This is a genomic window from Natrononativus sp. DTA114 (assembly GCF_059736515.1).
The window spans coordinates 926,718-940,811 of sequence record NZ_JCASSN010000001.1; the positions used below are offsets into that span (position 1 = coordinate 926,718).

Annotated in this window: 10 protein-coding genes; 4 read left to right on the forward strand and 6 right to left on the reverse strand. The window is 67.9% G+C overall.

The genetic code is table 11. From position 1 onward, the window contains the following. Positions 1-34: 34 nt before the first annotated feature. From AC6I6S_RS04880 to AC6I6S_RS04895, 4 genes are read right to left on the reverse strand one after another with little or no spacing between them, the layout of a single operon-like run. Entirely contained in the window at positions 35-1,729 is a 1,695-nt protein-coding gene (locus AC6I6S_RS04880) for a DUF7519 family protein (RefSeq protein WP_497948609.1), read from the reverse strand. Continuing rightward, positions 1,726-2,979 (reverse strand): DUF58 domain-containing protein, encoded by a 1,254-nt coding sequence (locus AC6I6S_RS04885; RefSeq protein ID WP_497948610.1) that lies wholly within the window; start codon positions 2,977-2,979, stop codon positions 1,726-1,728. The genes AC6I6S_RS04880 and AC6I6S_RS04885 overlap by 4 nt, the downstream gene beginning before the upstream one ends. Beyond that, positions 2,976-3,605, reverse strand: a complete 630-nt coding sequence (locus AC6I6S_RS04890) for a DUF7269 family protein (protein WP_497948611.1) — start codon at positions 3,603-3,605, stop codon at positions 2,976-2,978. The genes AC6I6S_RS04885 and AC6I6S_RS04890 overlap by 4 nt, the downstream gene beginning before the upstream one ends. Next, the gene (locus tag AC6I6S_RS04895) at positions 3,602-4,675 is read right to left on the reverse strand and encodes a DUF4129 domain-containing protein (RefSeq protein WP_497948612.1); all 1,074 of its coding nucleotides are present in this window, start codon (positions 4,673-4,675) and stop codon (positions 3,602-3,604) included. The genes AC6I6S_RS04890 and AC6I6S_RS04895 overlap by 4 nt, the downstream gene beginning before the upstream one ends. 124 nt (positions 4,676-4,799) lie before the next feature. On the opposite strand from AC6I6S_RS04895, the gene AC6I6S_RS04900 reads away from it, so the two are divergent. Beyond that, positions 4,800-5,846 (forward strand): M48 family metalloprotease, encoded by a 1,047-nt coding sequence (locus tag AC6I6S_RS04900; RefSeq protein ID WP_497948613.1) that lies wholly within the window; start codon positions 4,800-4,802, stop codon positions 5,844-5,846. 4 nt (positions 5,847-5,850) lie between these two features. Here AC6I6S_RS04900 and AC6I6S_RS04905 read toward each other — a convergent pair whose 3' ends face one another. Continuing rightward, complete coding sequence (locus tag AC6I6S_RS04905) at positions 5,851-6,195, reverse strand: hypothetical protein (RefSeq protein ID WP_497948614.1); 345 nt, start codon at positions 6,193-6,195, stop codon at positions 5,851-5,853. 75 nt (positions 6,196-6,270) lie between these two features. Beyond that, positions 6,271-7,503, reverse strand: a complete 1,233-nt coding sequence (locus tag AC6I6S_RS04910) for a trans-sulfuration enzyme family protein (RefSeq protein ID WP_497948615.1) — start codon at positions 7,501-7,503, stop codon at positions 6,271-6,273. 225 nt (positions 7,504-7,728) lie between these two features. Here AC6I6S_RS04910 and AC6I6S_RS04915 point away from each other — a divergent pair, with 225 nt between their 5' ends. The 3 genes from AC6I6S_RS04915 (at position 7,729) to AC6I6S_RS04925 (ending at position 14,094) form a co-directional block, all read left to right on the forward strand. Beyond that, entirely contained in the window at positions 7,729-10,464 is a 2,736-nt protein-coding gene (locus tag AC6I6S_RS04915) for a S8 family serine peptidase (protein ID WP_497948616.1), read from the forward strand. Between the two features lie 93 nt (positions 10,465-10,557). Continuing rightward, the gene (locus AC6I6S_RS04920; RefSeq protein ID WP_497948617.1) at positions 10,558-10,770 is read left to right on the forward strand and encodes a hypothetical protein; all 213 of its coding nucleotides are present in this window, start codon (positions 10,558-10,560) and stop codon (positions 10,768-10,770) included. A 36-nt stretch (positions 10,771-10,806) separates the two neighbouring features. Next, a complete protein-coding gene (locus AC6I6S_RS04925; protein WP_497948618.1) occupies positions 10,807-14,094 on the forward strand; it encodes a M14 family metallopeptidase in 3,288 nt (1,095 codons plus the stop codon).

The window sequence follows — 14,094 nt, forward strand, 5'->3', positions numbered from 1 at the left end:
CGCGAGTATAAGGGCTTCGAACCGCGCCTCGGAATCACATCCGCGGCGGTGGGTTCTGTGAGAGGCTACTGGGCGAGTTATCCCCCCGCCGCTCGAGCCACACCAGGACGCCGATCGGCACGCCGATCACCAGCAGGAAGAACACGAGCGGCGCGTACGTGGTGCCGCCGGTGAGAATCATCACGACGGCGATCCCGAGGCTCACACAGACTGGGACCGCGATCGGATGGGTGAGTGCCGATCGAACCGATCGTCGGAGCCCTCGACTGCCGAACCGGTGGCGCAGGCGACTCGAGCCGATCCCCCCGTCTCCGAGCAGGACGGCAGCGAAGCTCACGACCGCCACGAGCGCGAGGGCGACCGGAACGACCGCCTGCCAGCGGTAGGTCGGCGGCGAGACGGTTCCGAGGCCGTACATCGCTCCAGTCGCGATCAGGACGCCGACGAGACCGACCAACCCACTTCCCATCGCGTGAACGAGTTCGGTCTGGCGGGAGTCGACGCCCCCACCGAGATCGCGGCGCATGGAGAGGGCGTTCTCGCCGACGTCCCAGACGAGGATCGAGGCGGCGACGCCGACGAAGACGAGCGGTGCTGCGAGGCCGCTGAGTGCAGCGACGACCGTCGTCGCGAACAGCCCGACGGCGCCGACACCGAGGCTCCGGTGTCGCCAGGCGTCGCCCCAGCCTCGAGCGGCTACCGTGCGGGCGAGTAGCCCAACGACCAGGTACGCGGCGACGAGTACGCCGAACAGCGCCCACACCGGCGTCAGTGTGTCGAGGGCCATCGTCGGAGCGAGGGCGAGCGCGGCGAGCGCGACCAGTGCGCCGCCCGCCGCGAACGCCAGGGTTCGCAGCGGGTAGGGCTCGAGCCAGAGCTGACCGAACGGCGAGAGCGCACCACCCATCCAGACTGCGGCTGCGCCACAGAGGACGACGCCGAGCGGGACGTGGAGCAGCCCGGACGTGAGCGCCGACGCGACGAGTGCACCGACCGGTCCGAGCGCGACGAGCGTCGACTCGAAGACGCCGGCAGTCCCGGGGAAAAACCACAACAGCACCTGGCCCCCGAAGGCGTAGTGAACGACGGGCGGGAGCGTCGTCGCGCGCTCGAGGAGTTCGCCCGTGGATGGAGCGCCGAGGCGACCCGGTATTACGGGCTCGAGAACGGAGAGCGCGCCGGTTCCGAACAGAACCGCCGCGATCAGCACCAGCTGAAGCGAGACGAAGCCGACGAACGGTGAGCTCGTCGCGACGGCGAACAACCCCGCCAGGAACGCCACCGAAACGCCGATCCCACCAGAGAGAACGATCAGCCCGAGCCCGGCGACTGCTGTCGCCGTCACCGCCGACGACCGGATCGCGTGCGCCACCGGCTGTCGAAACGACGAGCCCGGAGCGAGTGCGACCGCCGTCGCCCCGGTCGCGACGCTCGCGGTGACGGCGAGGAGACCAGCCTGGACGATCGCCAGCGGCAGAACCGCCAGCGCGCCGAGCAGCCCACAGCTCCCCACGGCTCGTCGGGCGAGCGACGACGACTGGAGCAACGTCAGACTCACACCGACGGCGAGGCCGGCCATCGCGCTCGCGACGACCGGGACGAGCAACCATCCACCGACGCCGAGGCTGACGCCGGCACCGAGGCCGATCGTCACGAGCGCCGCGAGAGCTATCGTTGCCGTTCCGAGATCGGTACCCCCTGTCTCCGTCGTCCGTCGTTCCGTGTTCATCGTGACCACAGCCGGGTTGCGCGTTCGGTTGCAACGTGGAGCGATTCGTCGGGCGCCCACTCGAGGACGCGCACGTCGTGTTCTCTGAGCGTCCCGAGGCGGCGCTCGTGGCCGATCACCTCGACCGGGCCGCCCGGGGAGTCGACGGCCGCGACCGTGGGGCAGACGACCGTCACCTGATGACCGTAGGCGCGAAAGCGTCGAGCAGAGGTGAGCGGTGCCTCGTCCAGCGCCGGAGTGACGAACACGAGCTGGGTGTCGTCGGCGAGGTGTCGACAGAACCGACCGACGTGGTCGTCGCCGGCGGCCAGCCACGCTGACCGGCCGAACGAGCCCTTCCACTCGCCCTCGAGCAGGGCCGCGGCTCTGGCCCGCTGGTCGCGCCCGCTGCGGGGGAGCAGGTAATCCCCGCTGCCGCCGTACAGCGCGAGCCCGACCCGGTTGTTCTCGTTCAACAGCGCCTCGACGAGCCAGCCGGCGGCGTGTTTCGACAGCGAGACGCCGTCGAGTTCGCCGGTCTCACGAACGACCTCGTTCGCTCGCCGGACGTCGACGACGACCACGACGTTGGCGGCGCGTTCCTCGCGGAACTCGACTGTCGTAAGACTGCCGTCGCGGGCGAGGCGCTTCCAGTCGACTCGATTCATCGGGTCGGTCGGCTGGTACTCCCGCAGCGAGTAGAACTCCGTCCCGGCCCCGCCGACGTCGGTTTCGACGCGACCCGTGTGCTGGATCGTCTGACCGGCGAGCGGGAGGCGCTCGAGGGCGTCGTCAACCTCGAACCCGTCCTCGAGATCGACCCGCTGGCGTTCGATCTCGCTTCCGCTTACGTTCCGGGCGACGACTGCGACGTCGCCGAAGGCGTGCTCCCCGCGACGCGCACGGAGGCTGTACGCGACCGTCGCCGTCTCGCCGGGCTGGAGGGTAGCCGCGCCGTGTGTTTCGCCGTCGGTGACTGGCAACTCGGCCGGCGGCTCGTCCGCGATCCGGAGGTCGGCGACCGCCTCGTCCGCGTCGTTGGTGACCCGGACGACAACGTCGACGTCGTCGCCCGGCAGCGGCTCGCTCGGCTCGAGAATCCGGTCGACCGAGAGTTCGGTCGGCGGCGAACGGGTCGTGTAGCCGTAGGCGACGTAGCCGAGGCCGACCACCGACGAGAGGAAAACCGCGGTGTTGCCCGCGAGAATACCGATCCCGCTCGCCAGCAGCGCGACGGCCAGACCGACGGTCCAGCGGTGCGTCGCGGTCATCGGCGACCCTCCGCCTCGAGTTCTCGACTCGGCTTCGACCTCTCCTCGGCGAGGGCGTCGACCTCCTTGATGGCCGCCCGGAGCCCGCGCTGGTAGCCCGCGCCGTGGGCCCAGTCCTCGAGTCGGAGTCGAAGCGGCAACGAGACGTTGCCCGCGTAGGACGCCGCTCGGGGGTCGTCTGTCCAGGAGCCGTCGCCAAGCCGTCGAGCGGCCTCCTCGGTCGAACCGTCGTGGCGGTCCGCGAGGAGCGAAACGGCGCTTTGGTTGATCGCCGCTCGTGCCTGTCGTCGCTGGTAGGACCGCCGGCCTGCGTCGGCGGTCGTCTCCCCCAGTTCCGGCCGCTCGAGGGCGCGGTCGATCGCCTCTGTGGCCCGCTTGTGTTCCCGCGTCGGCGTCCCAGAGCGGTCGGGCAGGGTCGCGGCTTCGACCCTGTCGCTCGTCGGCGTTCCCGTCCGGAGAAGCCCGACGAGTCCGACCGCGATCGCGAGAGTCGCAACGGCGAAGACGGCCCAGTCGGTCCCGAGAAGGGCGAGCGGTGGCACCGACGGTTCGAGGACCGCGACGCCAACTGCCGCGAGGAGGGCGAGCAACCCCAGGCCACCGACGACGACGGACGAGCGGTTCATCGGCGCTCACCGCCGTCCTCGTCCTGCGTTCCGTCGATCCGTTCGAACGCCTCCCGCGCCCGCCGGGTTCTGTCGGGTGATGGGGGGAAATCCCCGTAGCGAACGTCCCGGAAGGCCTCGGTGAGCTGTGCGACGGGTTCGGACGGGAATCCGGCGTCGACGGCCGCCCGCGCGTACTCGCCCGGCGTCCGGACGGTTCGACGCGAAACCGGGACGGCTGCGGTCATCTCGGCCCAGGCTTCCTCGATCGTTCTGGGGCCGAAGTCAGGCTCCTCGGTATCGGTGTCGTCGCCCACCGGCCGTGAGTTACGTGTCGAACGCGAGCGCGATCGGTTCGATCGGTTTCGAACGCTACCGAGCAGCGAGGAGAGTCCGGCGGACGGCGACAGCGAGAACAGCGAGCCGAACCCGCGAGAGGTGACCGACAGCGCCGTCGGCAGCGCCACGGCCGCTCCGGCGAACCCGCCGCCGACGTCGCGCGTGACGGCACCGATCCCGGCGCCGACGCCCCGGGAGAGACTTCCGATGCCGTCGAGGAGGGTCGGCAGCGTTCTCGAGGCACCGATCGTGGCGGCCATCGTTAGCTGCGGGATGCGTCGCAGACGGAACCGGATCGACGGGAGAATCCCCTCGGGTATCTCACCCGTCCGCGGACCGGTGAGTCGCCAGCAGAGGGCCAGACCGGCGACGGAGAACGCGAGCAAGACGAGCCAGCCGGCGACGCCGCCGAACAGCGAACCGCTCGAGGCGTCACTCGAGCCGGAACTCGCCGGAGGCTCATCCTCGTCTTCTTCCTCTGACTCCTCGTCCGACCGGTCGTCTTCTTCTTCCGCTTCGGGGGGCTCTTCATCGGACGATTCGTCGGGGTCGTCGGCTGCACCGTCGGATGCCTCGGGCGTGAGATCGATTCCGAAACCGATGTCGCTCTCTGTATCGGCGTAGTAGTCGCTCTCGACGGCCTCTCGATCGGGGGCGTCGCCGTAGCCGGCCGCGGGGAAGAACGCTGCGGCGACGACGACCGCGAGGACACAACAGACGATCAGGGCAGCGTAACGGAGGTTGTATCCCACACGTGTACTGTATACTGTCGCACCAAATGTGTTTCTCTTACATCACGATAGGACCGACGGTTCGTTTCGATGGACTACCCACGGCGAAACTGTTTTCGTCTAACACTTCGAACGGTAGAGACGAATGGGCAGAGACGACCTCACGGCACGGATGGGTGTGACCCTCGCGCTCGTCGTGCTGATCGATCTCGCGTTCGCGTTCGTCGTCGCCGTCTTGCTCGAGCCGTGGCTCGGCGGCGTGTTGAGTTCGCTCGGCCTCGCGTCGACGGCGGCGCGCTACACCGTCCTGGGTGGGCTCGTTCTGGGCGGGCTCCTCTGGGCACAGTTGCAGTATACGCGCCGGGAACTGCTCGCCGAAGCCGGCGCGACCCCCGTCGACGCCGCGACCCACCCCGACCTCCACGCTCGAGTCACCCGTCTCGCCTCGCTGGCCGACATGCGCGTCCCCACCGTCGCCGTCGCCGACACCGACGTGCCGAACAGCTTCGCCGTCGGCGGCCTCCGCGGGGAGACAGTGGTCGTCAGCGAGGGGCTCCTCGAGACGCTCACCGAAGACGAACTCGACGCCGTCCTCGCACACGAGCTCGTCCACCTGAAGAACCGGGACGCGCTCGTAATGACGCTGGCGTCGTTCCTGCCGGCGCTCGTCTCCGACGAGTACTCGCTGCTCGAGGAAACCGTCCCCGAAGCTCAGCGGCCGCTCGTCTGGGGTGGACTTCTACTGGGCTGTTACCTCCTGAGTACTGCCTTTATCGACGCGCCGCTGGGCTCGCTCTCCGGGCTCGCGCAGTTCGCCGTCGCAGCCGCGCTCACGGTCGTCGTTGGCGGCATCGTCCTGGGACTGTTCGCGACGGTGATCGTCTTCCTCAGCCGCAACCTCTCGCGAAAACGCGAGTTCGTCGCGGACCGGGACGGCGCCCGCCTCACCGGCGACCCCGTCGCGCTCGTGAGCGCACTGGAGACGCTCGACGAGAGCGTGAGAACGCCCACAACGGACGCCCGGGTGGCGTACGCCGGCCTCGATGGAATGTGCCTGCTTCCCTACGGTTTCGAGCGCGGGAGCGACGACAGTGCGGACGGCTTTCACGTCGAAACGCGCTCGCATCCGCCGACCGAGGAGCGGATCGCCAGACTCCGGTCAGTCGCCGATACCCTCGAGCGGGCCGGTTGAGCGGTCAGTTGCTTCGAAAGCGGTCGAGTCGACTCGAGTTATTCTCTGGTTCGGTTTCGTCCTCACCGCTTCGGAAGCGGTCGAATCGGCTCGACGACCGTTCCGCTTCGGTATCGTCGGTATCGCGCCGTCGCCGCTCGAGCCGTCTGCGGACCCACGCCCGGGGTCCGCCGATCCGGCCGAGGAGCCACGTCGGAAAGTAGAGAGCGACGAGTCCCAGTGCGAAAAAGCCGACGCCGCCGACGAGAAAGCCGTCCCGGGCGTACTCGAGGCCGATGATGAACATCGGTCCGGCCATCGATAGCCCGGCGGCGGTCTGGAGCATCCAGAGGATCCCCGGTCCTTTCATCGACCCCGTCTACGGACGCGGTGGTCTTAACGTCCGTGACACGGGCGGGGACAGCGAGGAGCTAACACCAACCGCTCAGTCGTCGTCTGCCGTCGCCGTCCGGTGAGCAATCGCCTCGAGCCCGCACTCGAGGTCCCCGAGCAGGTCCTCGCGGCCTTCGACGCCGACCGACACCCGGATCAGCGTCTCGGAGATGCCGAGTTCCGCACGCTGCTCGGGGGAGAGTGGTTCGTGGGTCATCCCGGCAGGGAGTTCGATCAGGCTCTCGACGCCGCCGACGGAGACGGCGAGGGTGAACTCCGAGAGCGCCTCGAGGAACCGCTTTGCGTCGTCGATATCGCCCTCGAGTTCGAAGCTAAGGATACCGCCGAAGCCGTCCATCTGTTCGCGGGCGAGGTCGTGCTGGGGGTGGCTCTCGAGGCCGGGGTAGTACACCCGGGAAACCTCCTCGCGAGCCTCGAGGAACTCGGCGACGGCCGTCGCGTTTCGCTCGTGTTCGCGCATTCGCATAGGGAGAGTCTTCAGCCCCCGAAGCAGGAGGTAGCTGTCGAAGGGTGCGAGCATGTCGCCGACGCCGACCTGCTGCTGGAACCGTAGCTCTTCGGCCAGGTCGTCGTCGTTGGTCACGACCGCGCCGCCGATCGAGTCCGAGTGGCCGTTGAGGTACTTCGTGGTGCTGTGGGCGACGACGTCGGCGCCCAACTCGAGGGGGCGCTGGAAGAACGGGCTCGCGAAGGTGTTGTCGACGCCGAGAGTTGCGTCGTAGCTGTCGGCAATTTCTGCGATCGCCGCGACGTCACACAGCGCGAGCGTGGGGTTCGTCGGCGTCTCCATCCAGACGAACTCGGTATCAGATTGCATCGCAGCCTCGACTGCGGCCGTCTCGGTCGCGTCGACGAACGACACCTCGACGTCCAGTCGCCCCTCGAAGACGTCCTCGAGCATCCGTCGCGTGCCGGCGTAGAGGTCGTCGAAGGCGACGACGTGGTCGCCGGATTCGACACAGGAGAGCGCGGTCGTGAAGATGGCGGCGGTCCCCGAGGAGAAGGCCATCGCGTGCTCGCCGCCCTCGAGGGCGGCGAGTCGCGTCTCGAGGGCGTGTCGCGTCGGGTTCGACAGTCGGGAGTAGACGAACTCGCCGGCGTCGGGGTCGACATCCTCGAGGCTCATCTCGGTGTCCAATCCGGGGAGCGCGTAAGTGGACGCCAGGTGGATCGGCGACGTGACGTCGCCGGCCTCGCTCCCGGTCGTAAACGGCGCTTCCCCTTCGGTGACGGCGAGCGTCTCGAAGGTGCGATCGCGGGTCATAGTCGCTCCCACGGCCACCGGCAAGTAATATATTCGGATCCTGCGGTAATATTAACCGCAGCCTGTAATTACTCGCAACTATTGCCACAGCAGCGTGCCTGTCGACGCGGAAGAAACTAGTTACACATTGTCTGTCGTTTATGACCATATACGCAGTTAACCGGTACTATTGGATGACTTTGTCAAAATCATTTATTAGCAGTGAGGCGTAAGTCAGCATGGTTCATGAGAAACAACGACAGCGTGGGTGAAACTCCGGCCGACGACGCAGTATCGCGACGTAGCGTCCTGAAACTCGGCGCGGTTGCGGGAGCCGGTCTGCTGGGAGGGACCGGCCTCTCGAGCGGTTCGGCAGCGGCGCTGTCCGTCGAGGAGAGCGGCATTGACCCGACACACCTGAACGTCCGGGTTCGCGAGGCGATCCACGCCTGGGACCGCGGCTATCGCGGCCGGGCCGATCGGCCGCTCGCGCTGACCGACAGCGGAACCGACTCGCGCCATCCGGACCTCGGCCCGTGGAGCGGGGCGACGGTCTCCACCGAGGACGGATTCGAGATCGACGGCAACCCGTTCGCCAACACCGGTGGCAGGATCACCTCGAACACGACCAAACTCGTCGGCTGGCACAACGACGAGGATCGCTACGGGGAGTACTCTCGTCCCCGGGACTCGAACGGTCACGGCACCCACGTCGCCTCGATCATGGCCGGCAGCGGCCGGGCGAGCGCCATCGATACCGACCGCTACCAGGAGGACGAGCCGCGGACGACCCTGCTGCTGGGCGACACCCTCAGCTACGAGGTCGAGGCCGCCGCGGGAACGGGCGTCTTCGCCAGCGTGTACGGCGAACTGGTCGAAATCGCCATCGAAGGCCCCGACGGCGAGGAGCTGACGACCTCGAGCGATCTCGTGGGAACGAGTCTCGAGGAGAACATCGTGGCCCAGACGCCGACGGTTCACGACGACGGCGAGGCGACCTACACCGTCTACGTCCGTGCACTGGAGGGGGAACTCCTCACGACGGGAACCGTCGAGCGCGTCGCCGCCGGGGCGTTCCTCGATCCCGCGGAAACCGCGGGCGACCGAACCGACGACGGCGACCTCTCGCTGCACGCCGGGATCGCCCCCAACGCGGGGATTATGTCACTGTCGGGTCTCAGCGGCCCGACCCTCGAGATGGGCGATCACGCCGAGGCGTTCGCCGACGAACTCAACGTCCGCGCGGTGAACATGTCCTGGGGGTACGTCGGCGGCCTTCCCCTGGGCGCCCTCGGGGGACGACTCGACGACATCCCCGAAGCGATCGGCAACCTCGCGGACGCCGGCATCCTCTCGGTCGCCGCGGCGGGTAACGACGCGACACCGGCCACCGGAAACGGCGCACCCGCGGTCGTGCGCGAGGCGATCTCGGTCGTCGCGACCGGCGCGCGAGACGGCATCTCGGCGTACTCCTCCGGCGGGGTCGGCGGCATCGACGAGCACGACGAGCCGTACATGAAGCCGGACGTTACGGCTCCCGGCGGGACGATCAACGTCCCCGACCTCGCCGCGCTTCAGGGCGACCCCGAGGAGGAAGTCACCGAGACCGAACCCGACGACGACCTCGCGACCGCCGATCTCGAGCCCGTCGAGGAGTTCGAGGATCTCGAGGAGTCCGACCTCGAGCCGCGGACGACGTTCGACCAGGAGATTACGGGTCCGGCGGAGTACGAGTTCGATCTCGCCGACTCCGTGTTGGACACGCTGTCGGACGTGAGTCTCGATACCTCGCTCGAGTCGCCGCTTTCGGGCGCGAACACGGAGGGCGACGGCAGCGACGGCGTCCGCGACTACACCGGCAAGGCCGGCACGTCGATGGCCGCGCCGTCGTTGGCCGGCATGGCCGGCCTCGTCGCCGAAGCGATGGAGTTCGACGCGCCCGATTCTATCGCGCTGCCCGAACCCGCCGACACCAGCCGCGACGACGTGTTCCGGCTGAAGCAGGTGCTGCTGGCGACCGCGAGCGAGTCGGCGCTCACCGCCGCACCGTACCACCGCGCGAAGGCCCCGCGGTACACCTTCGGCGGCCGCGACCAGTACGAGGGCTACGGCCGCGCGAACGTGGGACCCGCTATCGACGCCGTCACGCGGGATCTCACGGACGAGGCGGTATCGGGAACCGTCGGCCTCGCCGTCCCGGAGGACGAGCGAGCCATCGCGGGCCACGTCCGCGTCACCGATCCCGGCGAGGTCGACGCCTCGGTCGCCTTCAGCCACTACAGCGGCGGCAACTCGAGCGCGACGAGGGGCGACCCGCACGTCGACCTCTTCCTCTACGACGCCCAGAACCCCGACGACCAGACGGGTGAGCCGACGGTCGTCGACAAGGACGCGGGGCTCGAGGGCGACGCCGACGTCTCGACCTGCGTCTCACCGGCCGACCTCGAGGCAAACGGCGGCGAGCGCGTCTTCTACGTGGTCGCGAAGCTCGTCAACGTCCCCGGTCTGGTCAACGGCTTCGACTGTCGTGCGCATCTCGGTCTCGAGACCGCCTTCGACGAGGCCGGCCTCATCGTCGAGGGCGCACGCGAGGACGACGCCTCCGTGTTCACCGGCGGCCAGACCAACCGAACGGAGCTCGACGCAGCGGTCCGCCACCCCGAGGGCGAGGAGGTCATCGTCCGCGACACCGTCCCCGAGGGCTGGGACGTCGACGAAGAGCACGGCGACCTCGAGGCGACCACGCCCGCCTTCGGCGGCGGCACCCACGTCTACTTCGGGGTGGACGACGCCCAGTCGGCCTACGAAGACCTGACGCACTTCGCCGAGGCGCCCGACGAGATCGACGAGTCGGGACGGTACACGTTCGGTCCCGTTGCTGTCACGACCGACACCGACGACGACGGCACCCTCACCGACCGCGAGTGGATCACGGTAAGCGGCACGGAGAGCACGGTCACCGTCGTCGCCGAGGAGACCTGAAGACGACCCGTCCAATTTTCCGTTGACTGACCACCACCGACGGGAGCTCGCTCACGCCGTGTGAACTGCACGCATCCGACACGATCCCCACGAATGACAGACACCACACCACGGACCGAATCGAACCGACGACAGTTCCTTCGCCTCGTCGGCGCGGCCGGCGCGGACGAGCCGGTCGGAACGGGCGAGTACACGACGACTAACGCGGGCGCGGGGTACATTGACGACCTGGCGGCGACCCAGCGGGCCGAGGACGGCGACCTGGCGACGTTCGACGACGTGACACTGGCAGGTGAGGAGCAGTAGCAACGGCGAGCAACCGAGTCAATCCACCCCCAAATCATGAGCAAACACGAGACAGGACGCGGCGATCGGGAGAACGAACACGACCAGAAACGCGGCCGCGGGCACGATCACGACCGCGACCTCCCCGACGAGAGCGCGTTCGAGGCCGTTTCGATCAACCGCCGTCAGTTCGGAAAGCTAGCGACGGCCGTCGGCGCGGCGCTCACGCTCCCCGGCAACGCCCTCGCCGACCTCGAGGACGCGGCGATGACCGACGAGTACGAGTACGTGGTCAACCACACGCCCGAGGAGTATCCGGTTCCGACGCTGATCCAGTTCGCGGACGGCGGCCTCGAAGACCTGCTCGGACTCGACCTCGAGATGGAAGACGACTGGCTTCTCGAGGAGCAGTCGGTCGCATACGCACAGCTAACGACTCCCGAGGTCGAGGAGGTCGTCGACCTGCCGTCGGCCGAGGAGCTGAGTTACTCTCCGGGATCGAACCCGTTCTGGCGGCTGGGCGAGTACCCGCTGGGCGTCTTCCCCGCTCCCCACCGCGCCGTCGACTTCATCGATTACGAGCAGATGATCGACGGAATGGAGCACCTGGAGTCCGAGCACGCCGACCGACTCGACTTCTACGCACTGGCCGACGACGATAATCCGCACAGCGACGACGTCGACTTCGGGCGGAGTCCCGGTCACCACAACCGCATCACAGACCGCGAGGACCCCAAGGATCTCCACGTCGCCGAACTCACGAACGACATCGACGATATCCGGGGAACGGAGGAGTTCGAGCAGCGCCAGAAGGTGCTGTTCGAGGCGTCGATGCACGGCTTAGAGCGCGCCGGACCGGAGGCCTGTTACCGGTTCATCGAGCGCATCCTGACCGGCCGTGAGACGGAGTTCGAGCAACTGCTCGACGACTGCGTGCTCATCGTCCTCTCGGTCAACCCCGACGGCTGGGTCGCCCGCAGCCCGCAGTACGACAGCGGCTGGCAGGTCGGTGGCGACGGCACGGGTTCGCCGCGCGTTCCTGGCGCGCCGCTGCACGAGCGCGGCAACGCGGAGGTGTTCGACACGAACCGTCAGTACCCGACAGTCGGCTGGATCGATCCGACGCACCACCCCGGTGAACCGGACGAGGATCGCTGGGCGGAGGACAACCCCCACGACATCGTCAACACGGTTCCGGACGCGATGGGTGCCGTCGAACATTTCAGAGGGTACGAGAACCTCACCCACGGCGCCGACCTCCACGCGATGCTGTGGAACTCCGACTTCATCCTGGGGCTGATCAACCAGATCGAGTACACCCAGAACGAGTTCCACGACCTCTACGAGATGAACCGCGTTTTAGAGGAGAGCTTAGAGGAGAAACTCGACACCTGGGAGACGCTCGCCGACGTTCAGGAGGAGGCGACGGGCGACTTCAACACCGACGCGATGGGGTTTCCCGTCCTCCCCGAAACCGCCTACGACTACTCGACGATCTGGGACACGATCGGCTACACCATCACCGGCGGATTGATCGGGTTCATGGGCGCCAGCGAGGACCGCGGCGGCCTCGACATGACGACGATGGCCTTCGAGATGGCCTACAGCCACATGGTCGGCGGCAACGTCTACAACCCGGAACTCTGCGACATGTGGGTCACTGGCTACATGGAGGCGATGCGGACCATGACCGACTACGCCCTGCGCGACGTCGACTCGACAGTCGAGACGCGCAGCGGGGAGACGACCGAGGTCGCCTACGTTACGACCGACGAACTCACCCGCTCTTCGGAGGAACTCAGCTTCTTCGAGGAGGACGGAAGCGCGGACGTAGAAACGACCCAGGAGGAACTCGTCGTCGAGGCGTACGAGACGGAGACGACGGCACTCGAGGTCGCGGAGGGGCTTCACACGCTCTCGGTGCACGCCCACGCCGAGCAGGACCTCGCGGACGTCCTCCTCCGGAATCCGGCGGGCGAGGAGGTTCGCGCCTACCGTCCCTCCGAGACGGGCGGCGAGGCACACCACGACTTCGAGCCGTTCGTGATCCGCGATCCCGAGGCGGGCGAGTGGACCCTCGAGGTCGCGAGTCTGATGGAAGAGCGGCCGGTCCACATGGACGTCCACGTCGGCACGCTCCAGTCGGACACCGAGCATCCCGACCCGCGCGACGCGCTGGGCTTCGAACAGGAGGCGTACGAGGTCACGCCTCTCGAGTTCTTCGTGGACTACGAGGAGGCGAACGATCTGGTCGACGCGGTCGGACTGACCCCCGTGGAGGTCGCCGACGGGGCGGCGACCGACTACGACCACCTCGTCGTCATCCACGACGACGCGGGCGACGACCCCGAGGCGTACGTCGAGGCGCTCGACGCCTTCGTCGAGGACGACGGCAACCTCGTGGTGACCGATACCGGCCTCCACCTGCTCGCCGAGATGGCGACCGCGCCGGGGATCGACGACGACGACGTGACGACCGAGACGTTCGGCGTCGCCCACCTCGAGGAGAAAGACGAGGATCACCCGCTGCTGACCGACACGCGGCCGATCCAGCGAATGCTCTGGAAGGTCGCCCCGCTCGGCTACCCCTACGCCGAGGACGCGCCGATGACGCTGCTCGACGCCGACGCCTTCGAGGAGTCGGGCGGGACGGTCGCCGGCACGACCGACGACCGGGTCGGCGCCGGTTCGATCTTCACCGACGACGAGGCCTGGCAGGGGATTCACGTCGTTGGCGGCCTCCTCCCGCCGGCCAACCAGACGGAACTGCACCCGTTCGGCCTGAAGAATCACGTCCTCGCCTTCTTCGGCCACACCGTGTTCACGAACGCGCTCGGCTTCGAGCAGGTCCGGATCGTCGACGGCGAGGAACAGGCCCGGATCGGCGACGCCGAGCAGGGACCGACCGAGAACGAAGAGCCCGAACCGTCGTTCGACGCCGACGGCGACCGCGACGACTCCGGTTCCGTCTTCACCGGCGGTCAGACCAACCGCACCGAACTCGACGTCGAAGTGTTCGAGCCCGACGACGAGACGGTGCTGGTTCGCGATACGGTCCCGGAGGGCTGGGAGGTCGACGAGGATCACGGCGACCTCGAGGCGACGACGCCCGCGATGAACGGCGGCACCCACGTCTACTTCGGGCTGGACGATCCTCGGGAACGATACGAGACGCTCACCCACTTCGCCGAGGCACCCGACGGCCTGCTCGACAGCGACACGTACGAGTTCGGCCCGATCGCCGTCTCGCGCGAGACGGACGGCGACGGCACGCTCACCGACCGCGAGTGGATCGAACTCGAGGAAACTGACGCGGACGTAACCGTACTTGCAGCAGACATCTAA

Excerpts from the sequence above, each read along its gene's own strand:
- AC6I6S_RS04900 (WP_497948613.1), top strand. The coding sequence starts at position 4,800 with ATGGGCAGAGACGACCTCACGGCACGGATGGGTGTGACCCTCGCGCTC.
- AC6I6S_RS04885 (WP_497948610.1), bottom strand. The coding sequence starts at position 2,979 with ATGACCGCGACGCACCGCTGGACCGTCGGTCTGGCCGTCGCGCTGCTG.
- AC6I6S_RS04880 (WP_497948609.1), bottom strand. The coding sequence starts at position 1,729 with ATGAACACGGAACGACGGACGACGGAGACAGGGGGTACCGATCTCGGA.
- AC6I6S_RS04925 (WP_497948618.1), top strand. The coding sequence starts at position 10,807 with ATGAGCAAACACGAGACAGGACGCGGCGATCGGGAGAACGAACACGAC.
- AC6I6S_RS04905 (WP_497948614.1), bottom strand. The coding sequence starts at position 6,195 with ATGAAAGGACCGGGGATCCTCTGGATGCTCCAGACCGCCGCCGGGCTA.
- AC6I6S_RS04920 (WP_497948617.1), top strand. The coding sequence starts at position 10,558 with ATGACAGACACCACACCACGGACCGAATCGAACCGACGACAGTTCCTT.
- AC6I6S_RS04890 (WP_497948611.1), bottom strand. The coding sequence starts at position 3,605 with ATGAACCGCTCGTCCGTCGTCGTCGGTGGCCTGGGGTTGCTCGCCCTC.
- AC6I6S_RS04910 (WP_497948615.1), bottom strand. The coding sequence starts at position 7,503 with ATGACCCGCGATCGCACCTTCGAGACGCTCGCCGTCACCGAAGGGGAA.
- AC6I6S_RS04915 (WP_497948616.1), top strand. The coding sequence starts at position 7,729 with ATGAGAAACAACGACAGCGTGGGTGAAACTCCGGCCGACGACGCAGTA.